22 protein-coding genes are annotated in these 23,474 nt (G+C 60.9%); 12 read left to right on the top strand and 10 right to left on the bottom strand.

Annotated elements, in window-relative coordinates; translation table 11 throughout:
• The first annotated feature begins 47 nt into the window (after nt 1-47).
• A complete protein-coding gene (locus tag AWR36_RS07430; RefSeq protein WP_231745277.1) occupies nt 48-1,226 on the top strand; it encodes an imelysin family protein in 1,179 nt (392 codons plus the stop codon).
• Between the two features lie 92 nt (nt 1,227-1,318).
• Here AWR36_RS07430 and AWR36_RS07425 read toward each other — a convergent pair whose 3' ends face one another.
• The 5 genes from AWR36_RS07425 to AWR36_RS07405 all read right to left on the bottom strand — a co-directional run bounded on the left by AWR36_RS07425 (nt 1,319) and on the right by AWR36_RS07405 (nt 7,962).
• Entirely contained in the window at nt 1,319-1,864 is a 546-nt protein-coding gene (locus tag AWR36_RS07425) for a DUF882 domain-containing protein (protein ID WP_067104554.1), read from the bottom strand.
• Nucleotides 1,865-2,209: 345 nt separating this feature from the next.
• Nucleotides 2,210-3,421: a L,D-transpeptidase family protein gene (locus tag AWR36_RS07420; RefSeq protein ID WP_067083250.1), complete on the bottom strand. Its 1,212-nt coding sequence runs from the start codon at nt 3,419-3,421 to the stop codon at nt 2,210-2,212.
• Between the two features lie 6 nt (nt 3,422-3,427).
• Nucleotides 3,428-4,699 carry a L,D-transpeptidase family protein gene (locus AWR36_RS07415; RefSeq protein ID WP_067104552.1) on the bottom strand — a complete coding sequence of 424 codons (1,272 nt, stop codon included), beginning with the start codon at nt 4,697-4,699 and terminating at the stop codon, nt 3,428-3,430.
• Between the two features lie 172 nt (nt 4,700-4,871).
• Nucleotides 4,872-6,830, bottom strand: a complete 1,959-nt coding sequence (locus AWR36_RS07410; RefSeq protein WP_067083248.1) for a L,D-transpeptidase family protein — start codon at nt 6,828-6,830, stop codon at nt 4,872-4,874.
• 295 nt (nt 6,831-7,125) lie between these two features.
• Nucleotides 7,126-7,962 (bottom strand): NRDE family protein, encoded by an 837-nt coding sequence (locus tag AWR36_RS07405; RefSeq protein WP_067083246.1) that lies wholly within the window; start codon nt 7,960-7,962, stop codon nt 7,126-7,128.
• Nucleotides 7,963-8,094: 132 nt separating this feature from the next.
• Here AWR36_RS07405 and lgt point away from each other — a divergent pair, with 132 nt between their 5' ends.
• The 10 genes from lgt to AWR36_RS07355 all read left to right on the top strand — a co-directional run bounded on the left by lgt (nt 8,095) and on the right by AWR36_RS07355 (nt 16,638).
• Complete coding sequence (gene lgt, locus AWR36_RS07400) at nt 8,095-8,916, top strand: prolipoprotein diacylglyceryl transferase (protein ID WP_067083244.1); 822 nt, start codon at nt 8,095-8,097, stop codon at nt 8,914-8,916.
• 6 nt (nt 8,917-8,922) lie between these two features.
• The gene (locus tag AWR36_RS07395) at nt 8,923-9,756 is read left to right on the top strand and encodes a thymidylate synthase (protein WP_067083242.1); all 834 of its coding nucleotides are present in this window, start codon (nt 8,923-8,925) and stop codon (nt 9,754-9,756) included.
• Entirely contained in the window at nt 9,757-10,269 is a 513-nt protein-coding gene (folA, locus tag AWR36_RS07390; RefSeq protein ID WP_067083240.1) for a type 3 dihydrofolate reductase, read from the top strand.
• A gap of 273 nt (nt 10,270-10,542) precedes the next feature.
• Nucleotides 10,543-11,325 (top strand): DUF3450 domain-containing protein, encoded by a 783-nt coding sequence (locus tag AWR36_RS07385; RefSeq protein ID WP_067083237.1) that lies wholly within the window; start codon nt 10,543-10,545, stop codon nt 11,323-11,325.
• Nucleotides 11,322-12,704 carry a MotA/TolQ/ExbB proton channel family protein gene (locus AWR36_RS07380; protein ID WP_067083235.1) on the top strand — a complete coding sequence of 461 codons (1,383 nt, stop codon included), beginning with the start codon at nt 11,322-11,324 and terminating at the stop codon, nt 12,702-12,704. The genes AWR36_RS07385 and AWR36_RS07380 overlap by 4 nt, the downstream gene beginning before the upstream one ends.
• A gap of 14 nt (nt 12,705-12,718) precedes the next feature.
• Nucleotides 12,719-13,246: a MotA/TolQ/ExbB proton channel family protein gene (locus AWR36_RS07375; RefSeq protein WP_067083233.1), complete on the top strand. Its 528-nt coding sequence runs from the start codon at nt 12,719-12,721 to the stop codon at nt 13,244-13,246.
• Between the two features lie 125 nt (nt 13,247-13,371).
• On the top strand, nt 13,372-13,773 hold the full coding sequence (locus AWR36_RS07370) for an ExbD/TolR family protein (protein ID WP_067083230.1): 402 nt from the start codon (nt 13,372-13,374) through the stop codon (nt 13,771-13,773).
• Between the two features lie 5 nt (nt 13,774-13,778).
• On the top strand, nt 13,779-14,402 hold the full coding sequence (locus tag AWR36_RS07365) for an energy transducer TonB (RefSeq protein WP_067083227.1): 624 nt from the start codon (nt 13,779-13,781) through the stop codon (nt 14,400-14,402).
• An 11-nt stretch (nt 14,403-14,413) separates the two neighbouring features.
• The gene (locus AWR36_RS07360; RefSeq protein ID WP_067083224.1) at nt 14,414-15,751 is read left to right on the top strand and encodes a tetratricopeptide repeat protein; all 1,338 of its coding nucleotides are present in this window, start codon (nt 14,414-14,416) and stop codon (nt 15,749-15,751) included.
• Between the two features lie 236 nt (nt 15,752-15,987).
• Nucleotides 15,988-16,638: an energy transducer TonB gene (locus tag AWR36_RS07355; protein WP_067083222.1), complete on the top strand. Its 651-nt coding sequence runs from the start codon at nt 15,988-15,990 to the stop codon at nt 16,636-16,638.
• 82 nt (nt 16,639-16,720) lie between these two features.
• On the opposite strand, the gene ilvD is transcribed toward AWR36_RS07355, so the two are convergent.
• The 4 genes from ilvD to AWR36_RS07335 form a co-directional block, all read right to left on the bottom strand.
• Nucleotides 16,721-18,556: a dihydroxy-acid dehydratase gene (gene ilvD, locus AWR36_RS07350; RefSeq protein WP_067083219.1), complete on the bottom strand. Its 1,836-nt coding sequence runs from the start codon at nt 18,554-18,556 to the stop codon at nt 16,721-16,723.
• Between the two features lie 152 nt (nt 18,557-18,708).
• Nucleotides 18,709-20,013 carry an amino-acid N-acetyltransferase gene (gene argA, locus AWR36_RS07345; protein WP_067083217.1) on the bottom strand — a complete coding sequence of 435 codons (1,305 nt, stop codon included), beginning with the start codon at nt 20,011-20,013 and terminating at the stop codon, nt 18,709-18,711.
• An 82-nt stretch (nt 20,014-20,095) separates the two neighbouring features.
• Entirely contained in the window at nt 20,096-21,256 is a 1,161-nt protein-coding gene (gene argE / locus AWR36_RS07340; RefSeq protein WP_067083215.1) for an acetylornithine deacetylase, read from the bottom strand.
• Nucleotides 21,249-22,136 (bottom strand): carboxylate/amino acid/amine transporter, encoded by an 888-nt coding sequence (locus AWR36_RS07335; RefSeq protein ID WP_067083213.1) that lies wholly within the window; start codon nt 22,134-22,136, stop codon nt 21,249-21,251. Before AWR36_RS07335 ends, argE begins: the two co-directional genes overlap by 8 nt.
• Before the next feature lie 13 nt (nt 22,137-22,149).
• Between AWR36_RS07335 and AWR36_RS07330 the strand changes: the two genes are divergently transcribed.
• Nucleotides 22,150-22,605: a DUF6314 family protein gene (locus AWR36_RS07330; RefSeq protein ID WP_067083211.1), complete on the top strand. Its 456-nt coding sequence runs from the start codon at nt 22,150-22,152 to the stop codon at nt 22,603-22,605.
• A gap of 9 nt (nt 22,606-22,614) precedes the next feature.
• On the opposite strand, the gene AWR36_RS07325 is transcribed toward AWR36_RS07330, so the two are convergent.
• Nucleotides 22,615-23,412 (bottom strand): PhzF family phenazine biosynthesis protein, encoded by a 798-nt coding sequence (locus AWR36_RS07325; protein ID WP_067083208.1) that lies wholly within the window; start codon nt 23,410-23,412, stop codon nt 22,615-22,617.
• Between the last annotated feature and the right edge of the window lie 62 nt (nt 23,413-23,474).

The raw sequence follows: 23,474 nt of genomic DNA, 5'->3' as shown, positions 1-23,474 counted from the left end.
GTTGTGTGTCCGGGGGCAAACGTGTTTTGGCTTGACTGGGGAATTTTGTGATAAGAGCGATGATTGGGGGCGCCCGCGCGGCGCTGTTGTTGGTCGCGCTGGCTGGTCTCGGTGCCTGCGAGGCCAAGCGAACTGATGAGACGCCGCCGGAGGAGACACCTGGTCCGGCGGTCGAGGCCGTTGACCCGCAGGCTGCGGAATCCCTTTCCCGCGCCATATGGGACGCTGGTCAGGCCCAGGTCGCCGACACTCAGGCGGCGGTCGAGGCCCTGAACCGTGCCGTGGCGACCCTGTTGGAGAAGCCCTCTGAAGACCACCTTGAAGCCGCCAAGCTGGCCTGGCTCGATGCCCACCGGGAGTTTGCTGCGGCTTTGCCCTACATTCGCCTCGCTTTCGCGCCCGCATCAATGCGTGAACAGGGCCGTGAGCTCCTGCTGGCAGTGGACAGCTGGCCCGCGCAGCCGGGCTACCTGGATACCGTGCCCGGGTACTCCGAGAGCGGCATCGTCAACGACACGGCGGTGGAACTGACCCTCGCCAATCTCCGGCGCCAGCACCGGCTCACGGCGCACGAAGAGGCCAGCACCGGCTTTCACGCGCTGGAGGTGATGCTCTGGGGGCCGACCAGTGAGCGTGCTGCGAGTGATTTCACCGCGGTGAGTGCTGGGGAAAAGCCCGAGGCCCTGGCCGCCAACCGCCGTCGTGCGCTGACCGGACTGATGGCCGAGGCGCTGGCGGAGGATTTCGACAAGCTGGCTCGGCGTCTGCCCTACGGGGCCAACGATCTCTCTCGTCCCTTTCTGGCACTCGACCCGGTGGCGCGACTCCAGCAGATTCGCGCGATCCACACCCAGGTCCTGGATGAGGAGTTGCTGCGCCGGCTGCCGGAAAGCTCCGAGAGTGATGTGGAGAGCAGTCGGGCTGCGGACTCCAAACAGGCGATACTGGCCGCCTTGAGGACATTGCAGGCCAACTGGCAGCCTGCGAGCGGACCAGGGCTCTCTGTGCTGTTACTGGATCGCTACCAACAGGAAGCGTTGGCCGAACGCTTCGTAGCGCTGGAAGAGCTTTTGCTCAAGATGGAGGATCCCATCGAGTTGGCCAAGCTGGAGGAACTGGGCGAAGCGCGGCAGTTACTTGAGGCGCTCGCGGGCCTGATGAGCGGTACCGTGGAGGTGCCGGCTGCGGAGGAGGACATGACGCCGGTCTCTGTACGGGACCAGTAATGGGTCGTAATCTCCTGTGCGAAAAGCAAAAAACCCCGGCTGTTGCCGGGGTTTTTTGGTTGCGGAGCCGACCCTCGGGCCGGCCGCGGTGCTTACCAGCTACGTACGGGACCGGTGTCCACATGTACGAAGCCGCTCTTCGGGTAGTGACCTACACCACCTGCACGCAGTGCCTTCGCGGCATTTTTCAGTCGCGTGGTGCTGATGCCCGGCATCCGGATGTCCAGTGCCATGCCGCGGGTGTGGTAGCTGCGGCGGGCAACACCGCGGCCGGCGGCACGCAGCTTGGCGTTGGTCTTGGCTGAACGGTAACCGGAGATGATCTCCACTTCGCCGTTAAAGTTCAGCTTTTCTTTCAGCTTGTACACGATGTCGAACAGTTTCGGGTCCATGCGTGTTACCTCGTTGGCGCGGTGGTCACGCAGCAGGCGGTTGAATTGCTTCAAGCCAGCGCTGTCATAACTACCACCAGACCAGTAAGCTGCGCTCAGACGCTCGCCGGTGTGCAGGTTGCGCATCTTCAGGGTACGCGCGTTGCCTACTTTGGCGAAAGTCGGTCCGGCGGCGACGGTTGCTGCTGCTGCACCTGTCACAGCCAGGAATCGACGTCTGGAAGGATTTTTCATTTCCTGTTTCATAACCTAATCTCCGCCTCTCGGTGTTCTCGTGGCAAGCCCTCTGTGGCGTTACTGCCGTTGGGCTCGGGAGTCAATGTACAAAAAATAACCATTGGTTACAAACCGTAGAGCGGTAATCAGGAATTGATTGAACCCTCGCCTTGGAATTTTTTTCTTTTAGGCTAAGGGCTGCCGACTCATCTGATGCTTTTCAGTCGAAATAAGGTCCATTTTCCGCGACAACGTTGTCATTTAGGCCTTTCGTGCTGAAATTCCATTTTTCTGTGACTGCTGGGTTTTATTTTGTGCGGGAGGCACTCAATTTGGCGGTAAGCGAGTGAATTGGCGGCTTACAGGCGCGCGGCGCTACTCTCCCCGGCGGTCTCCGGCGTTCTCTGGCGCCTCGCGGGAGTCCTGTTGATAGATGTCGCGGCGGAAATGCGGGCGCCCGTCGGCATCGATCCAGGCGGTGAGATAGGAAATAAACAGGCGCGGTGGATTCTCGACACGAATGTTGAGGGTCTCGTCACCGGTGGTGGCTTCTGCTACCCGCGTGCGGTCCCAACCCTGGGGGCGCAGCAGGGCATAGGCCAGCTCCTCCGGTTCCTTGAGGCGGATACAGCCGTGGCTGAAGGCGCGCTCGTTATGCTCAAACAGGCTCTGGGCCTGGGTATCGTGCAGGAAGATGGCCTGCTTGTTGGGCAGCACGAATTTGACCCGCCCCAGAGAGTTACCGTGCCCCGGGATCTGGCGCAGGGTAGCCTGACCCTCGGCGGCACTTGAAATCGTCTCCGGCGAGATCGGACGGGTTTCCCTGCTGCCGTAATTGACCACGCGATAGCCGCGCTTGTGCATGGCCTCCGGGTTATTGCGCGCTTTTGGCAGCAGGTCGGTGAGGAGGATGCTGCGCGGCACCGTCCAGGTGGGGTTGAAGACCACATTGGTCACGCGGCTGCGCAGCATCGGCGTGCGTGTACTGGTCTTGCCCACCACGGTTTTCATGCGCAGGGTTACCCGGCCTTTCTCCACCAGTTGCAGTTCAAAAGCGGGCACATTGACCAGCAGGTAGCGGTCGCCTGTCCCCTTTGCCAGTTTTTGCCAGCGCGCGGCATTCACCTCCAGCTGCCCGGCCCGATCTGCGGGTGAGACGGACAGCTGTGCCAGTGTGGCGGGGTCCGCATCACCGGTGACCTCCAGGCCGTGGCGCCGCTGGTAGCTTTCGATCGCGCGGGACAGGGCGCTGTCGTAGCGCTGGGAGTCGGGCTGGCTGTCGGCGGCAAGCGGGCCCGGTGTGCCGCGGTAGTCGCCATAGAGTTTCAGGATGTTCCGCAGTTCTGCCACGCGCGGGGTGCGGTCACCCGGTGACAGGGGTTGTCCCGGGGTGGGGGGCTTCCAGCGATCCATCAGGGCACGGTAGCGTTCCGCGGCAGAGTGCAGCGCAGGAGCCGCGGCGCCCGGATCCAGGGCTGGCTCTTCCGTGCCCTCGCCAGGCTCCGCGGCCCAGCTGGCGCTGAGGGCGCTGATGGAGATTGCGATAGTCGCCGCCAGTAAATGCCAGCGGCATGGCTTGCGCGACATGGCTCATCACCCCGGTTGGTCTTGCTCCGGCCCCGCACTCTTTTCACTGGCGCTCTGGCTGTTATTACCGTCGCGCTCGTAGATGTCGGGGCGGAACTGCAGCAAGCCGTCCTCGTCCACCCAGGCCGTCCAGTAGGCGATATAGACCGGCAGGGGCTTCTTCAGGGTAACGGCGCGGGTGCGGCCGCTGTTGAGGTATTGTTCAGCGCGGGCGGGCTGCCACTCGTTTTGTTCCAGCAGCATCATGCGGGCGAACTCCAGCGGTTTTTCCAGGCGGATACAACCGTGGCTGAAGGCCCGCTGCGGGCGCTTGAACAGGTGTTTACTGTTGGTGTCGTGGAGAAAGATCGCGTCCCGGTTGGGAATCACAAACTTCACCCGGCCGAGCGCATTCTCCGGTCCACCGCGCTGGTGCAGGCTGACCTTGCCGCGCCGGATACCGGCGATATTACCGGAGGTGAACGGTACCGAGCGGCCGCTGTGGCTGACAAGGCGGAAGCCCTTTGCACGCAGTGCAGCACTGCCTTTGGGCAGCAGCTCCTTCAGGGCGATGCTGGGGGGTACCCGCCAGATGGGGTTGAAGACCACGCGGGTCATGCGGGTGGAGAGCTGTGGTGTGGCGTGTTTGGGCTTGCCCACCACGACGCGCATGCGGTACTGCTCGCGGCCCTGTTCCATCAGTCTCAGGCTGAAATCGGGAATGTTGACCAGGATGTAGCGGGGCCCCAGTTCCCGGGGCAGTTGCTGCAGGCGGCTGAGGTTGGCCGCCAGGGTGTGGGCCCTGTCGGCTGGCGCGACATTCAGGCGAGCGCGGGTGCGCTCGTCCACCAGGCCGTCTTCCCTGAGGCCGTGACGGCGCTGGAAGCGGCGCACCGCAGCCTGCAGGTCGGGGTCGTACTCATCGGCATGCCGGCCATCACCGCCATCGTGATCATGCAGGGGCAGGTCGCCATACAGCATCATCAGGCTGCGCAGCTGCAGCACTCGCGGTTCCCGGGCTCCGGGCGCCAGTGTCTGGCCCTTGGGCAGCGGCTGCCACAGGTCTCCCCCGGCGAGCGCCTGGTAGCGGGCCAGCTCTTCGCGCATCAGCGCATGCTGGCGACCGTAGGGGGTAAACGGGTCGGGACTGGTGAGTTCTGTCGCTGCCGCTGCCCCCGGTTCCGGTGTCTCACCGGCGACCAGCGGTTCTGTGCCGAGAAGGAAGAAGAGTGCCAGGGCCGCCGCACTGCAATGCTGAGAGCGCACCTGGAAGTGATTGAGGGAATTGCCAACACCCATAACTTACCCCTGTGAGTCGGAAAGCGTCAGGCTGACGGGTTGCCGTGCTCACAGTAGTAACTTGTGACCGGGGTGGCCCCAAGTCTTTTGCGCGATGGGTTGCCCGCAGGGCGGGCGAGCGGTGGGAATATCGGCGCCGGGGCGGATCGTGCGCTCCGCCCCGGCAACGGGTTCAGAACTGGTTGGCGGACAACCCGTCCTTGCCGTAGATGTCCGGGCGGAAGTTGAGGCGCCCCTGGCCGTCCACCCAGGCGGTCCAGTAGGTGAGATACACCTTCACGTTCTCCTTGAGGCGCACCTCGGTGGTTTCATCGCCCACGGTCAACTGGTCGATGCGCCACTGGTCCCAGTCGCCCTCCGGGCTCAGCAGGGCCTCGGCCAGGTGGCGGGGTTTTTCCAGGCGGATGCAGCCGTGGCTGTAACCCCGCTCGGTGAGGGAGAAGAGGCTGCGGGCGCGGGTGTCGTGGAGGTAGATCTCATCGCTGTTGGGGATCTCAAACTTGACCCTGCCCAGGATATTCTCCCCGCCACCCAGCTGGCGCATGAGGTAGGAGCCCTGGCGCGCGGCGGACAGGTTCTTCGGGGTCAGTGGCAGGTGGTCCCCACTGCCGTTTACGACCCGGTAACCCATGCGCTGCATACCACCGGGGTCGGCCTTGGCCTTGGGCAGAATGTCCTTGACCAGGATGCTGCGCGGCACCGTCCAGGTGGGGTTGAAGACCACCCGGCTCACCCGGGTGTTGATTTCCGGTGTGGCGTGCTTGGGTTTACCCACGACCACCTTCATGGACAGGCGCACGCGATCGTTCTCCACATATTTGAGGCGGTACGCGGGAATGTTGACCTGAATAAAGCGCTCGCCAAGCTCGGCCGGCAGCTTCTCCCGGCGCCGGATGTTGGTCTCGATAATGCGAATCCGCGCGGTTGGTGACAGGTTGAGGCGCTTGCGGGTCTCGCGGCCGACAATGCCGTCGGCTTTGAGGCCGTGGCGCTCCTGGAAGCGCAGGACTGCCTCGTGCAGGCCGCGATCGAACTTGTCGCGTTCGCCGCCATAGCCGTAGTAGCCGCGGTAATCCCCGTACAGGGTCAGCATATCGCGCAGCAGGGCCACGTGGGGGTGCTTGGCGCCGATGGTCATGGCCGGACCCCGGGGCATCGGGCGCCAGCGGCCACTGGCAGCGATCTGACGGTAGCGATCCAGCTCATAGCGCAGGGCAGAGGCATCGTTGCCAAAGGGGTCATTGCCCGGGTAATAGGGTCCCTCGCTGTTTTCCGGAACCCGGCCCACCGTGGGCATTCCCCCCTCATTGCGGAGGTAGCGCTGGTAGCCGTTGCGGGGCGGCAGGCCGCCGGGCGCAAAGCGGGTGTTGTTCTGGCGCGCAGTGGCGTTGCTGCGGTAAGAGGGGCGCGGCAGCGCGCGGTAGGAAGAGCGGTTGCTGCCGGAGTAGTGCTGCGACCGGTCGATGTTCGAGTCGCGACGATAGCGGCTATTGCCGCTGGTGTCGGCGCGATTGTAGCCACGGAAATACTGGCGCCCACTCGGGTTGGGGGAGCCCTGGCGGCCCACGCGGTGGCTGGCGAGGCGGAAGCCCGTCTCCAGGGTGCTTACCGGAGTGACGTCGCGCTTGGGGCGGCTGCGGGGCTTGAGCTTGTCCAGCTGCGTATCCTGGGCATAGGACACGAAAGCGTCGGTCAGCAGCACGTCCAGCACGGCGGCCATTTGCAACCGCTGGGGGGAATCCCGCAGCGTGCGGTCAAAATAGCCCAGGTGATAGCGATAGCCCACCATGCTGCTGTGGTTGCCGGAACTGACCGCAGTCAGCTGCTTGATGAGGTCATTGGCGGTGTCGCTCAGGCTGTAGTTGTCGAACCAGAGCAGCCGGTAGTCGGTGCGTTCATAGATACGCTTGACCGCTGCCGGGTTGAAGATGGGGTCCTGTGCGGGCCAGGATTCCGGGTTGTCCACCAGCCAGCGGATCAGGTGTTGCTTTACCGCATTTTCGGGTAGCACCGGAACGGTTTTCTGGTTTGCACTAAAGGCGTAATAAAGGGCAAAAACGCACAGGCTGCCGAGAATCAGCAGCGGTAAAGGCGACTTGCGTTTGCGGCGCTCTGGGTTGAAATACGACATGGTACCTCAGCGATGCTGCAGGGCCCGGTCTGCGAATCCATGATTAGAAGCCGGGCGCCAGATCGTTCATACCTTCCCAACCTGCGGCGAGCCGGTCCTGTTGTTCGTCGATATCTATCGACGGCTCGCCATTGTCATGCGTCCCGCGCGACTTTCCTTATATGGGCCGGCTTGGCGGCACGAAACTCAACCAAATCGGACCCGTGAAAGTAAGTATGGCAACAAATGCGAAATTTGCTTGGCGCTGGAATCATTTCACCCTAGGAAAATGCATGGCCCGGCTGGGAAATACTGGTCACAGGTGGCCCTGCTGAGTCGCGGAGAGGGTGAACTGGCGGATCTGGCCGGCGGGCTTGCCATCTTGATAGGTCTGTTCCCAGAGCTGGGTAGTGCCATCCCGGGTGACGGCAATTATTGTGCTGGCGCGGGTGCCATAGGGGCCGGGAGCCTCGCCGGCGATGCTGCCGGGGAAGTCCCCTCGCTCGATGCGGACAAAAATCGGCGACAGGGCCTTCTCCAGGTCCGTGCCGACGCCGGTGTGCGGCAGTTCCCCGCGGGGCGCAGGCCGCTCATCCCGTAGCAGCTCCATGGCCCGCTCGACAAAACTGTCGTGACTGAGGTCGGGGCCCCGGCCATTGAGCAGCTCGGCCAGGGCGGCGCGTCCCCGCTCCACCTTGGGCCAGGGGGCATCGGGGGCGCCATTGGAAATGCCGTGAACCCCGGGGGCGAAGCGAAACGGCTGGTGTCGGTTGCCGGCGCAGACCAGTTCGTCATCCGCGCCCAGCCGGAACAGGACGGTATTGAAGCCCCGGTAGCGGTCGCTCTGCAGTGAATTGGCATAGTCGAGGGGGGCGCTGTCGCCCTGCAGGAATCCCCGCGGGATATCGCCGCGCGACAGGGCATCGGGTGGGCCGGGGATATGGGGTTCCCGGATATTGGTCACCGCCGCCACCCTGCCGGGTGCAATCCCCGCCCAGGTACCACCGCCCTCCAGATCCCGCCCGGCTACCATCTGGCCCCCGGGCCAGGGGGCGGCTGCTTCAGTGGGGCGCTGATAGAACTCGTCCCGGTTGGCCAGCATCAGCAGCGGGTAGTTCGGGTGGCAGTGGTAGGCAAACAGCAGCAGGCACATAGGTCGTCAGGCTTTTCGCTCCGGAGGGGGAATGATAGCCAGTCGCGCGGGCGACTGTGAGGCCATTACTCGGCTGCGGGCTTCTGGTAAGATTTCCGCCTGATTCTACACGCCAACCATAGTGAACAGCCGATGATTCCCTATCCGCAGATCGATCCCGTCGCCGTAGCCATCGGCCCGCTCAAGGTGCATTGGTATGGCCTGATGTACCTCGGCGGTTTTATTGCCGCCTGGTGGCTGGCTTTGCGCCGCAGCCGCAAGTCCTGGTCGCCGGTGATCAAGTCTGAGGTGGAGGACCTGATCCTCTATTGCGCTGTCGGTGTGGTGGTCGGTGGTCGTTTCGGATACATGTTTTTCTACAACTTCCCACAGCTTGTCGCCGACCCTCTGTCGCTGTTTAAAGTCTGGGAGGGGGGCATGAGCTTCCACGGTGGCCTCATCGGTGTGATGCTGGCCGCCGCTATCTATGCTCGCAAGATCGGCACCACTTTCCCCGCGCTGATTGATTTCGTGGCGCCCCTGGTGCCGATTGGCCTCGGTCTCGGGCGGCTCGGCAACTTTATCGGGCAGGAGCTCTGGGGGCGCCCCACGGATGCGCCGTGGGGCATGATATTCCCGCGGGATCCGGAGCAACTGGTGCGCCACCCGTCGCAGCTTTACCAGGCATTTCTCGAGGGCCTGGTGCTGTTCGCAATACTGTGGTGGTTCTCCAGCAAGCCGCGACCGCGGTTGGCAGTGGGCGGTATGTTCGTGCTGTTCTACGGTGTGTTCCGTTTCCTGGTGGAGTTTGTGCGCGAGCCGGACGGCCACATCGGCTTCGACCTGTTCGGCTGGATGACCCGCGGCCAGTTGTTGAGTTTACCCATGATCGCCGCCGGTATTGCCCTGCTGGTGTGGAGCTACCGTACCCAGCCGCTGCCCGAAGGGCGCACCGCGGCCAAGAGTGGAACCTGAATAAAGATGAAGCAGTATCTCGAACTCATGCGCCATGTGCGCGACAACGGCACCCGCAAGAGCGACCGTACCGGCACCGGCACTATCAGCGTGTTCGGCTACCAGATGCGATTCGATCTCGCCGAGGGCTTTCCCCTGGTGACCACCAAGAAGCTCCACCTGCGCTCGATCATTCACGAGCTGCTGTGGTTCCTGAAAGGCGACACCAATATCGGCTACCTGAAGGAACACGGCGTGCGCATCTGGGATGGCTGGGCGACCGAAAGTGGCGATCTCGGTCCTGTTTACGGTCACCAGTGGCGCTCCTGGCCGACAGCGGACGGCCGCCAGATTGACCAGATTTCGGAGCTGGTGGAGCAGTTGAAGACCCGGCCCGATTCCCGCCGCCTGATCATCAGCGCCTGGAACCCGGCGGACCTGCCGGATGAGGGCGTTTCCCCGGCGGATAATGCCGCCGCCGGCCGTATGGCTCTCGCGCCCTGTCACGCCCTGTTCCAGTTCTATGTGGCCGACGGCAAGCTGTCCTGCCAGCTGTACCAGCGCAGCGCCGATATTTTCCTGGGGGTGCCGTTCAATATCGCCTCCTACAGCCTGCTGACCCTGATGCTGGCGCAGGTCTGCGATCTGCAGCCCGGGGAATTCATTCATACCTTTGGCGATGCGCACCTGTACCTGAATCACCTGGAGCAGGTAGAAGAGCAGCTGTCACGGGAGCCGCTGCCGCTGCCGCAGATGCGGCTCAATCCAGAGGTCGATGATCTCTTTGCGTTCCGCTTCGAGGACTTCGAGCTTCAGGGCTACGAGGCCCATCCCCATATCCCGGCACCGGTGGCTATATAGATGAAGGATGTCCCCATTGCCATGATCGCCGCCATGGCGCGCAATCGCGCCATCGGCCGCGAAAACGCCCTGCCCTGGCGCATCTCCGGCGACCTGAAGTTTTTCAAGCGAGTGACCATGGGGAAGCCTGTGGTCATGGGGCGCAAGACCTTCGAATCCATCGGTCGACCGCTGCCCGGCCGGCTAAACATTGTCATCACCCGCAACGCTGAATGGCACGCGGAGGGTGTCTCTGTCGTCACCAGCCTGGAGGAGGCCCTGCGGCTGGCTGGGGAGTCGGCCCGGCTGGGCGGCGCTGAGGAGGTGATGGTGATCGGGGGGGCGGAGATCTACCGCCAAGCCTTGCCGCTGGCAAAGCGGCTCTATGTCACGGAAGTGGATGCCGACGTGGAAGGCGATGCCTTCTTCCCGGAATTTGCGGGTGGGTGGTCAGAAACCCGTCGGGATTGTTACTCGGCGTCGGACAGGGACGAATACAACTACTGCTTAGTCCAGTACGACAGGTCAAAATAAAATCTACTTGATCAACTTTTAACCTTTCTGATAGTTTTCGTGACTGCTTTCACATTGAGCACCGCCGCAATTGTGTGCATCAGACCCGGGTTTGTTACCCAAGTGTTACCTGGCTACACACGCGGGCCGAGACTGTCAATCGGCATTTGAATAATCAATTCGGCTGTTTACAATGTGCGGCTCTTAGCTGTCTTCAAACCAAAATCACACCGCGTTGTGGCAGCTAAACCATCGCGACCATGTTGTGAAATATTGAACCCACTGGGGGGTCTAATGAAAACCAAGCGATTCATGGCTGTGGCGCTGACCACTGCGCTGTCTGCCGGCGCACTCTATGGCAGCGTAGCCACTGCGGATACACTCGACAACGTCCTGGCTGTTGGCCAGCAGAAAACTGCTGCCGCTCAGGCGTCCCAAAAGCGCATCGACAAGATTGCCGAAGAAACCACCAGCCTGCTGCAGGACTTCAAGGTGGTAAACAAAGAGATCGACGGTCTGCGCGTCTACAACGCCCAGCTCGAAAAGCAGCTGGCCAACCAGCTGGCGGTCATCAAGGACCTGGATGAGTCCATCGAGAACGTCACCGTGATCGAGCGCCAGATCCAGCCGCTGATTCTTCGCATGCTCGACGGCCTGGAGCAGTTCATCAAGCTGGACGCACCGTTCAAGCTGGAAGAGCGCATGGCGAACCTGCAGGGCGTGAAGAACAATATGGACCGTTCCGACGTCACCGTTGCGGAGAAATTCCGTCAGGTGCTGGAGCTGTACAACTTTGAAGCCGAATACGCGCGTAAGATCGACAGCTACGGGGATACCCTGGTTGTGGACGGTCAGGATCGCGAAGTCAACGTTCTGCAAATCGGTCGTATCGCACTGGTTGCCCAGACTACTGACTCCAAGGTTTCCCTGGCGTATGACAAAGAGCAGAAAGCGTGGGTTGAGATCGACGCTGGCGACTACCGCCGCGCCATTCAGAATGGTCTGAAGATTGCTCGTAAGCAGGCCACTCAAGACATCATGACAATGCCGATCCACGCTCCGGAGGCTGCGCAATGAAAACCACTATCGCCAAACGCCTAGTATCCATGACGGCCGCAGTACTGGCGGCAGGTCTGATCAACAGCACTGCAGTGGCCCAGGAAGAAGCCAAGTCCCTGGACCAGCTGCTGCAAATGGTGCGTCAATCCAAAATCGCCGAATCTGCCGAGCACAAAAAGCGCGAAGCGGAGTTCCGTCGCCAGAAGGCCAATCAGCAGTCCCTGCTGAACCAGGCCAAGCAAACCCGCACTGCCGAAGAAGAGCGTTCCGCGCGCCTGGAAGCCAAGTACCAGGAGCAGGAAGTGATGGTTCAGCAGAAGCGCGACCAGCTGGACGAGCGCATGGGCTCCCTGAAAGAGCTGTTCGGTCACATGACTTCCACCGCTGGCGACCTGCGCGGCAACATGGAGTCCTCCATCGTTTCCGCACAGTACCCGGGCCGTACCGAGTTCCTCGATACCCTGATCGAGAAGATGAACTCCCAGACCAAGCTGCCGACTATCGAGGAAATCGAGCGTCTGTGGTACGAGATGCAGCGTGAAATCGTTGAATCCGGCAAAGTGGTCAAGTTCAACGGCACCGTGATCAAGCCCGACGGTGAGCAGGTGGAGCAGGAAGTTGTCCGCGTTGGTAACTTCAACCTGGTTTCCAACGGCAAGTACCTGGAAATGACCGATGCCAACAAAATGGCCGAGCTGATCCGTCAGCCCGATGGCAAGTACCTGTCCATGGCACAAGACCTGCAGAATGCCACTACCGGCTTCTCCGCTTTCGGTGTTGACCCGACTGGTCCTACCGGTGGCTCCCTGCTGAAGGCCATGATCAACAGCCCGAGCATTGTTGAGCGCTGGCACCAGGGTAAGATCGTTGGTTATATCATCACCGCTGTTGGTGTGATCGCCATGCTGCTGGCTATCTGGCGTCTGATCGTGCTGTCCGGTGTAAATAGCCGCGTGAACGCCCAGCTGCGCTCCGACACCCCGAACACCAACAACCCGCTGGGTCGTGTTCTGGCCGTTGCCGAAGAGAACAAGGGCGTGGACGGTGAAACTCTCGAGCTTAAGATGGAAGAAGCGGTCCTGAAGGAGCGCCCGGCGATCGAGTCCGGCCTGAACCTGCTGAAGATCATCGCCATGGTCGCCCCGCTGCTGGGTCTGCTGGGTACCGTGACCGGTATGATCATCACCTTCCAGGCAATCACCATCTTTGGTGCCGGTGACCCGAAAGCCATGGCCGGTGGTATTTCCTCCGCTCTGGTAACTACCGTACTGGGTCTGTGTGTGGCGATCCCGACCGTACTGATGCACACCATCGTTAACGGCCGCGCCAAGCGTATCCTGCACATTCTGGAAGAGCAGAGTGCCGGTATCGTGGCGGAAAACGCCGAGCGTAAATAAGAGGAGGCGGCAACATGCACGCATTAAATGACGCATGGGCCGCCGTCAACGCCTTTATGGCGTCGGGCGGGCCAGTACTGCTTCTGATCGCCATCCTGACCTTCTTTATGTGGACGCTGATCTTTGAGCGCATCTTCTACTTCAACAAGAGCTTGAAGGGTGATGTGCAAGGTGCCCTCGACCAGTGGGAGGCGCGCCCCGAGCGCAAGTCCTGGGGTGCGCACCAGATCCGCTACGCGCTGATCTCCCGGGTATCCGAGAAGATTCAGGACAACATGGACATGATTCAGGCTTGTGTATCACTGGCGCCCCTGTTCGGGCTGCTGGGTACGGTCTGGGGCATGATCAATGTGTTCGAAGTTCTCGCGATTACCGGTGGTGGTGATGCCAAACAGATGGCCAGTGGTGTATCCATGGCTACCATCCCGACAATGGCGGGTATGGTGACCGCACTGTCTGGCGTGTTTGCCAATACTTACCTCCAGGGTAAAGCGGAGCGCGAAACCCAGCTGCTGGAAGACCATCTGACGATGGATCACTAAGGCACCGCATAAGGCAATGAGCCAGGCCGAGGCGTAGCTTATTTGCTGTGAAGGTTTAGCCAAGCCAGAAACTCTCGCGGAGTCCCGCAGGGGCTCCGTCGAGGAAGTTCGCTAAGAGAGTTGCTATGAGCAAGAGACAAAAAACGGCAGAAGAAGAAGCTGGAGCAATTGACCTCACGCCCATGTTGGACGTGGTGTTTATCATGCTGATCTTCTTTATCGTCACCGCGACCTTTATCAAGGAGCCGGGCGTCGACGTGTTGAAGCCGGAAGCGACAACCGCAGAACTCAAAGCCGCCTCTATTCTGGTAGCGATTAACGAAAACGACGAAATCTGGATTGCCAAAGAGCAGGTAGATGATCGCTTGGTGAAGGTCACCCTCGAGCGTCTGTATGCCGAAAACCCCAAGGGTTGGTTGGTGATTCAGCCCGATAAGGAAGCAAGTATCGAGAAGGTTGCCCTGATTGCGGACGCCGCCAGGAGAATCGGTATCGAGAAAGTTTCGGTCGCGACAGAAAAGAGTTAACAGCTATGAACCCGGTAAGATTATTAGGGGCGGGTGTATTGGCAGTCGCCACCACCTTTGCCCTGATCTTCACCATGCATGCGCTGATCGAGGCCAACCTCGGTGCTCCCGAAGAGGAGGAGCAGATCAAGGTTGCCGACATCGTCATGCCGGAGCAGAAGATCGAAACCCAGTACGACACCAGCAAGCCGGACAAGCCGGAGGAGCCGGAGCAGCCGCCCCCCGAAATGCCGGAACCTGAGTTCGACGATCCTAACCTGGACGACACCATCAATATGTCCGCACCGCGTACCGGTGGTGGTATACAGGTTGGCGGAATCGGCGGCTTCGCCAGCGAGGGTGATTACCTGCCCATCGTGAAAGTGGCGCCGCAGTATCCCCGTCGCGCTCTGCAGCGCGGAATCGAGGGCTATGCGATTGTCGAATACACCGTAACCAAAAATGGCTCTGTGCGAGATGCGCGGGTTGTGGAAGCCTTCACCAATGACGGCCGCCCGACCACCATCTTCAATCGTGCGGCAATCAAGTCTGCATTGAAGTACAAGTACAAGCCGCGGGTGGTCGATGGTGAGCCGATTGAGGTCCCCGGAGTGAAGACCAAAATCAGCTTTAATATGGCCGAGAACTAAAGGGGAAGCATATGAAGTTGACGACCATGACGAAGGGATTCTCCAAATTCGTCTTGCGAACGTCCGTGGCGCTGCCCTTGGTCTTGGCTCCCGCGGTCAGTGTTACCGTCCTGGAAGCGGTAGGCGTTTCCGCGCCCTTCGCCCAGGCGGAGGCACAGAGCAGCGAGGAGACACGCAAGGTCCCGGCGATGCGGGAGAACGTGTTCAAGAAGCTCGGTAAGGTCCAGGAAGCAGCCGACGCTGAAAACTGGCCCGCGGCCCTGCAGGCCCTGCGGGACATGGAAGCCGGCGCTGACAAGTACAACGCGTACGAGCGTGCGCAGATGTACTACTTCTACGGCTTTGTCTACTACAGCATGGAGCGGTACAGAGACGCGATCAACGCGTACAAGAAAGTACTGTCCCAGGGTGTGGAGAACATCCCGGTGGGCGTCGAGCTGAACACGCTCAAGACCATTGCCCAGCTCTACTTCGTTACCGAAAACTGGAACAGCGCGCTCAACTACCTGAACCAGTGGTTCAGCCGTGCCGATAATGTCGGTGCCCCCGACTACGCCCTGCGTGGCCAGGTCTACTACCAGGCTGGCCAGGAAGGCAAGGCTCTCGCTGACATCAACAAAGCGGTGTCGATGTACGAGAGCGAGGGCAAGGTGCCCAAGGAGAACTGGTACGGCTTGCAGCGTTACTTCTATTTTGAGAAGAACGACTACAAGAAGGTTACCGATATCCTGGAGAAGCTGGTCAAGCACTACCCGAAAGGGGAGTACTACAAGCAGCTCTCTGGCATGTACGGTGAGCTGAAGCGTGAAAAAGACCAGCTGCACATGATGGAGGCGGCCTACATCGCGGGTGCCCTGGAGAAAGAGAAAGAGCTGTTGAACATGGCCTATCTCTTCATGGGCAACGAAATGCCTTACAAGGGTGCCAAGGTGATCAAGAAGGGCCTCGACCAGAAGAAGATCGAGCGCACTTCCAAGAACCTGGAAACCCTGGCTCAGGCATACCAGATGGCGCAGGAGCTGCAGAAGGCAATTCCGCAGCTCGAAGGTGCGGCCAAGCTGTCCGACAAGGGTGAGCTCTACTCCCGTCTGGCCGGTATTTACCTGGACCTGGACAAGAATGAGCAAGCCGTAACGATGGCCAAGCGTGCACTGAACAAGGGCGGCCTCAAGCGCCCGGATCAGTTGTACATCGTGCTGGGTATGGCGCATGCCAACCAGAAAGAGTACGACGAGGCTCTCAAGCAGCTGAAGAAAGCGCTGAAGGACGAGCGCTCCAAGAAGTTCGCCGAGCAGTGGATCTCTTACGTAGAGAACGAGAAGAAGCGTGAGGACCAGCTGGTAATGTGATTGCCGGAGGGACTCTCGCAAAAAAGGCCGCACGCAGTGCGGCCTTTTTTTTGCCTGTGCGGGCAATGAAGGTGAGGATCAGGGCTTTGACCTGGTAGATTTCCACCTTCTGACTGAGAATTATTTGCAAATTCGCCAGTTTCGACTAATAAATTAAAGTAGCTGATCAGCTTTTCCATATCCGGCCGCTCCGGCAGCCGCAATTGACACCCCAAAAAATAATGAGGAGAGGTGTTATGGACAGAGCTTATCTGCGAAATCCCATCACCGTTTTCACCGTTTTCCAGCCCCTGCTGCGCTCGCTATCCAACTGGATGCTGGCCGCGATTGTCACGTTGCTGTTGCTACTGGCCATGAGTCAGTTGATCACAAAAAAATATACGGAACCGGACACCGACGACTTTGTTAAAGTCGAGAATATTCACTTGCCAGACCTGAAGCCGACGGTGCAGAAATTCGAACCCCCGGTGAGGGTGCAGGACCCCCAGCAGCCACCCCCCATGCTAAAAAACCGTACCCGGGTGGAGGAGAGTACATCAGTGGTCAAAATCGCCGCGCCTGTCCCGGGCGGAGAGTTCGAGGGGCCCGTGCTATCTACCAGTGGGCCGGTGCCGATATTCAAGCCCGCTCCCCGCTATCCTGCCTCGGCACTGCGCAGGGGCATTGAGGGTTACGTGGTGGTGGAATTCAGTATCGGAAAGAGTGGCAGCGTGCAGAACGCGGTGGTTATTGGTGGTTACGATTCAGCAGGCAATGCCACAGAGATTTTCAATCGCGCGGCACTGGCAGCTGTGCAACGTTTTAAATATCGTCCACAGATGGAAGATGGCAGGGCGGTGATACGCCACGGTGTGCGCAATCGGATTCGGTTCAAACTGGCCGAGTGAAGTCCTAGCGAGCAGAAGTTTTATTGACAAAAAAAGGCGGCGCAGTGCGCCGCCTTACTGTCTGAGTCCTCGAATTCAGGGCTCAGTCAATCTCGCGCACTGCACCGCGGTCGGCACTGGTGGCCAGCATCGCGTAGGCCTTCAGTGCGGTGCTGACTTTGCGCGGACGTTTTTCCGCAGGTTTCCAGGCCTGGGATCCCTTCTCCTGCATGGCTGCCCGTCGCTGTGCGAGTTCCTCATCAGATAGGACAATCTCAATCTTGCGCTGAGGGATGTCGATACGGATGGTGTCGCCGTTTTGCACCAGGGCAATGTTGCCTCCGGAAGCCGCCTCCGGTGATACATGGCCGATGGACAGGCCCGAGGTGCCGCCGGAAAAGCGCCCGTCGGTGATCAGGGCGCAGGACTGGCCAAGCCCTTTGGATTTCAGGTAGCTGGTGGGGTACAGCATCTCCTGCATACCCGGACCGCCCCTGGGGCCCTCATAGCGCACGATGACCGCCTCACCGCCTTTCACTTCGCCATCAAGGATGTGCCGCACCGCCGTCTCCTGGCTTTCGACAATGTGAGCAGGCCCCTCGAACTGCCACAGGCATTCATCCACGCCCGAGGTTTTGACCACGCAGCCACCGGGTGCGAGGTTGCCAAACAACACCGCGAGCCCGCCCTCGCTGGAAAAAGCATGCTCCACGGAGCGGATGCAGCCGCTGCGGCGATCGCCATCGAGGCTGGTCCAGCGGCAGTCCTGGCTGAAAGCGGTTTGCGTTGGAATGCCGGCGGGACCGGCCCGATAGAACTCGTGCACTGCCGGGTCGTCAGTGCGACGGATATCCCATTGGTCCAGGGCGCTGCGCATTGAGTTGCTGTGGACGGTGGGCAGCGATGCATCGATCAGTCCAGCCGTCTCCAGCTCCCCGAGGATGGCCATCACGCCGCCGGCCCGGTGTACATCCTCGATATGGTATTTCTGCGTGTTGGGTGCCACCTTGCACAGCTGCGGAATCTTGCGCGACATGCGGTCAATGTCCGACAGGTCGAACTGGACTTCCCCCTCCTGGGCCGCGGCCAGCAGGTGCAGGATGGTATTGGTGGAGCCGCCCATGGCGATATCCAGGGCGATGGCATTTTCGAATGCGGCCCGGTTGGCAATACTACGTGGCAGCGCCGATTCGTCATCCTGCTCGTAATAGCGCTTGGTCAGGTTGACGATTTCGCGCCCGGCACGCAGGAAGAGCTGTTCGCGATCCGCATGGGTGGCAAGCATGGTGCCATTGCCGGGCAGGGACAGGCCCAGCGCCTCGGTCAGGCAATTCATGGAGTTGGCCGTGAACATACCGGAGCAGGAACCACAGGTTGGGCAGGCAGAGCGTTCGTACTCGGCCACCTCCTCGTCACTGGCGGAGTCAGTGGCTGCGATCACCATGGCGTCCACCAGATCCAGCTTGTGGTCCGCCAGCTTGGTTTTGCCGGCCTCCATCGGGCCACCGGAAACAAAGATCACCGGAATGTTGAGGCGCATGGCTGCCATCAGCATGCCCGGTGTGATCTTGTCGCAGTTGGAGATACACACCAGCGCATCGGCGCAGTGGGCGTTGGCCATGTACTCCACCGAGTCGGCAATGATCTCGCGGCTTGGCAGGCTGTAGAGCATGCCGTCGTGTCCCATGGCGATGCCGTCATCCACGGCGATGGTATTGAACTCCTTGGCCACTCCGCCGGCACGCTCAATTTCGCGGGCGACCAGTTGCCCCATATCCTTCAGGTGTACGTGCCCGGGCACGAACTGTGTAAAAGAATTGGCGACGGCGATGATCGGCTTCTGGAAGTCGTCGTCCTTCATCCCGGTGGCCCGCCAGAGGGCGCGGGCACCGGCCATATTGCGTCCGGCGGTGGAAGTGCGGGAGCGATAAGCAGGCATAACAATTCATCCGGCAAGGTGAGTAAAACAGGTGCGACAGCTTAACAAAAAACTGCCGCTGGCGGGATGATTTCGCAAATAGTCTGGTTATTTATGGGTGTATTAGGATGCTTCTTTCGTTGCGTGAGGGTTGAGGCAAGTGCGTTGCCCAATCAAAGGACCTTGCGCAAAACCCGGGAGTTGCGCTGAATGTTATACAAAGACTGTCGTGCCGCAGGCAGGTCCGGCACCGCCACCTGCTCAAATCCCTGCTCAATAAACCAGTGTTCCGCCTGGGTGGTTAGAACATACAGCTCGGGGATCCCCAGCACACTGGCCTGGCGTGTCAGATGGTGTAACAGCTTGGCCCCGCGCCCGCCGCCACGAAAGTCCGGGTGGATCGCAACGCAGGCAATCTCCGCCGCAACGGTCGTACCCTGCGGATCGGAGATGGGGTAAAGCGCGGCACAGGCCACCGGTGTGCCGTCCACTTCCACGAGGGTGAAATGTTCGATTTCTGCCTCAAGCTTTTCCCTGGAGCGGCGCACCAGTATGCCCTGCTTTTCCAGCGGCCGGATCAAGCCGAGAATGCCACCCACATCGGTAATGCGCGCCCGTCGCACCACTTCGTAGCTATCCCGGTACACCATGGTCCCGGTCCCCTCACGGCTGAAGAGCTCCTGTACCAGAGCGCCGTCCTGGGCGTAGCTGAGTAAATGTGTGCGGGAAGTACCGGCATTGCAGGCGCGGATTGCACAGCGCAGGGCGTCGCTGTCGGTGCTGGCGACGGCCTGCTCTGCCTGGACCAGGCTCAGTTCCTGCACCGGCTCGTCGTTTACTTGCAGTTGTGGCGACTCGCGAAAAATCACCAGTTTTTCGGCCTGCAATGTCCGCGCAGCTTCGGCGGCCAGATCCAGGTAATTGAGGTTAAACGATTCCCCGGTGAGTGAGGTTCCCAGTGGTGACAGCAGCACCAGTCCTCCTTGATCCAGGGTGCGGCGGATGGTGTTGACCTCCATTCGCCGTACACGACCGGTCCAGCCGAGATCCACCCCATCGAGCACGCCGATCGGGCGGGCGGTGACGAAATTTCCAGAGATGACTTTTAGCGCGGAGCGCGCCATGGGGGAGTCCGGCAGCCCCTGGGAGAAAGCCGCCTCGATATCGAAACGCAGCTTGCCCACCGCGGCCTTGATGACCTCCAGGGTCTCGCGGTCGGTTACCCGGTTGCGACCATGAAAGCGCTGCTCGAGCTGTCGATCCGCCAGCGCACGATTCACCTGGGGGCGCGCACCGTGGACAACGACCAGCCGTACCCCGAGGCTGGCCAGCAGGGCCATGTCGTGAATAAGGCTGCGAAAATTGCTGTGTTCCAGCGCATCGCCTGGAATAGCGATCACCAGCGTGCGGCTGCGCAGGTCATTGATGTAGGGCGCGGCGTGTCGGAACCAGTGTAAAGGGGCTTTATTGTCGCTCAATCTGATTTTCCTTATCGATACCCGGCCGGAACAGAGGTTCCTCGATTCCGGTTCGGGCAAGTGCGAGCCGGAAACTATATCCTCACAGGCAGAACTTGGCGATTAATCCCTGCAGTACCCGCACCATTGGCTGGATCCTGTCCTGCCCCAGGTACTCGTCCGGCTGGTGCGCCTGGTCGATATCTCCCGGGCCCAGCACGATCGTATCCATGCCCATACTCTTGAAATAGGGCGCCTCGGTGGCGAAGGCGACGCTCTCGGCGCTGTGGCCGGTGAGCTTTTCGGCGGCCCTGACCAGTTCTGACTCCCGGTCTTGTGCGAAAGCCTCGGTGCCGAGAAAAATCGGCCCGTAATCGAGCGTCAGTTTTTCATCCTGAATCGCGGCGTGCAGTCGCCGGTCCAGCTCCGCGCGCAGATCGTCCAGGTGCATGCCGGGCAGGGGGCGCACATCAAACTGCAGCTCGGTATGGCCGCAGATCCGGTTGGGGTTATCCCCGCCGTGAACACAGCCCAGGTTCATGGTTGGCACCGGCACGGCGAAGCCGGGATTGCGGTATTGGGCCTGCCACTCCGCCCGCACTCGCAATAGCGTACCAATCGCCTCGTGCATGGCCTCGAGGGCATTGGCGCCCAGGGCCGGATTGGAGGAGTGGCCGGCCTGGCCGGTGATCCGCACCGATTCCATCATCATGCCCTTGTGCATATGGATGGGTTTCAGCCCGGTCGGCTCACCAACTACCGCATAGCGGGCCTTTGGCCGACCGGCTTTCACCAGGGCGCGGGCGCCGGCCATGGAGGTTTCTTCGTCAGCGGTAGCGAGAATGATGAGCGGCTGGCGCAGCGGCTTGTCGATAAAGCTCCTGGCTGCCTCGATGGCGATGGGGAAAAAACCCTTCATGTCGGTGCTGCCGAGACCATAGAAGCGGTTATCCCGGTCATCCAGGGTGAAAGGGTCTGTCTTCCAGCGGCCCTCGTCATAGGGCACGGTGTCCGTGTGTCCGGCTAGGACCAGGCCACCGTCGGCGGGGCCGCCAGCGGACAGCGTGGCGATCAGGTTGGCTTTGTGGGGCTGGTCCGGGAGAGGTATCAGTTCTACCTTGAAGCCGAGGGTTTCCAGCCAGGCCGCCAGCAGCTCCACAACACCCCTGTTGCCCATATCCAGCTTTGGATCGGTGGCGCTGACGCTGGGGGCCGCCACCAACTGTGCCAGTTGCTGCTTAAGAGATGGAAGCGTGTCAGCCATGAGGATTCCCTGCCGATTGTGTATTCCCGGGTTTGTTTTGCCGGACTCGCCATTCGCTCAACAGCACGGAAGTGACGATGATGGCGCCACCCACGCCGAGCCGCGCGAGGTCTGCATCCCGGTTCCAGATTAACAGATTTACCAGCAGCCCCGCCGGAATCAGGGCGTTGTTCATGGCTGCCAGGGTGCCGGCCGAGACACGCGTGGCGCCCTGGTTCCACAGGTAGTAGCCCAGTCCCGAGGCGACCAGCCCCAACCAGAGGAGTACTGTCCACTGCACGGCGGTGCTGGGGTAGTCAGGCTCACCCAGAAGCAGCCACGCCAACAGGGCCACAATGCCCGCCCCTACGTAGAACCAGGCAAAAGCTGTATGGGCCTGCAGGCCGGGGCGGCGCTGCATAAACTGTTTGTAGGCAACCTGGCCAAGGGCGAAGCAGATGTTGGCCCCCTGGACGATGAGAAAACCGCGCCAGAAACTGCCGGCGGGCTGGTCCCAGCGAATGATTGCGGCTCCGGCCACAGCAAGCGCGGCCACGGCCAGGTTCCAGGGCGAGAAGCGGCGCTCCAGCAGGTCGTAAAAAACTGCGATATACACGGGGGTGAAGATCGTGAACAGCAGAACCTCGGGTACACTCAGCAGCAGGAAAGATTGATAGTAGAAGAGGTACATCAACCCCAGCTGCACGGCGCCGATAATCACCAGCGTCAGCGCCGTGCGACGGTCACAGCCGCGCCAGCGGAACAGCGGTAAAAAGACCAGGCCCGCCAACACGATGCGGGTCAGCACGGCGAAATAACTGTCCACCTGGCCGGCGAGATATACACCGATCAGGCTGAATGAAAAGGCCCAGAGTACAGTGACGAAAATCAGAAGCGACATGGTTTCCTAACCGGTGGTTGATCAACGTAAAGTCATCGAGGCGTTATGGTTTCGCCTTGCAAAAATCACGGAACTCAGCTTCACCGCCAGCAATGGTGCCGGCTCGGGAACCGACTGGCGTGGACACGGGCGCGGCCAGGTCGAGGTGTCACGCTGTGGTGAGCTGCTGCTGTTTGATGAAGCAGCGCAGTTTACCCGCAGTGATGGCCTGAAACTGCCGATGCGCAATCGCTATCGCTGGGGCCGATTGGAGCACCGTGTGCGGCTGGAACATCAGCGACGCGAGGAGCCGGTGCTGCTGTTTGAACTGGAACCGGTGACCGCGCACGGCCTGCGACAGGTGGCACCGCACCTGTGCGGGCGCGATCGCTACACCGCGGACCTGTTGCTACACGGTAGTGAAATCGAATTGATCTGGACCATCGCCGGGCCACACAAGGAGGAGCGGCTTCACTATCACTACTGGTAACCGCTCACGTCAGCGCGCAATGACAATTTCGCCGCGGAGGTAGGTGACCGCCGCGCCCCGCAGAATGACCCGATCCTCCCGCAGTTCGCATTCCAGTTCTCCCCCACGGGCCGAGATCTGCCTCGCCCGCATCACTTTTTTTCCAAGGCGACCGGCCCAGAACGGGGTGAGGAGCGTGTGGGCGGAGCCGGTCACCGGGTCCTCGTCGATGCCCACATTGGGGGCAAAAAAACGGCTGACAAAGTCGCAGTCCTCTCCGTGCGCTGTACAGATCACGCCCTGATGGGGCAGGGCCGCCACGCCGCGGAAGTCCGGGCGCAGATCGGCCACTGTCGCCGTGTCGGCAAAAACCAGCAGCAGCTTGCCGCCGTCGGTATTCTCGGCGAAGGCTTCACAGGGGGCTGCGCCAAAAGGCTCGGCAAAGGGCGACTCCACGTCCACTGCCCGCAGTGCCTGTGCCGGAAAATCCAGGGCAATGAGGTTGCCCTCGCGCCTGGCAACCAGAGGCCCGCTTTGGGTGAAGAAGTGAATCGCATCCGCTGGATAACCTCGCTCGGTCCACAGCAGGTGCGCTGCGGCGAGGGTTGCGTGGCCACACAGCGGCACTTCCGCTACGGGGGTAAACCAGCGCAGCTCGAATCCGCCGTCCACCTTTACGGCGAATGCTGTCTCGGACAGATTGTTCTCGGCGGCGATTTGCTGCAGTAGCTGATCCTCAGGCCACTGCTCCAGTGGCACCAGCGCCGCGGGGTTGCCGCCGAAAACTGCACTGGTAAAAGCGTCCGCCTGGAATATGGGCAGTTGCATGGCTATTTCCTGTCCTGTCTTGGCTGTCCCGGAAAGTGAGTAAAAAAAAGGGGGAGCGACGC

Origin of the sequence: Microbulbifer flavimaris (assembly GCF_001641755.2) — a bacterium.
Lineage (GTDB): Bacteria > Pseudomonadota > Gammaproteobacteria > Pseudomonadales > Cellvibrionaceae > Microbulbifer > Microbulbifer flavimaris.
The sequence above is the reverse complement of the archived record's forward strand: the minus strand, read 5'-3'. Positions and strand labels throughout refer to the sequence as shown.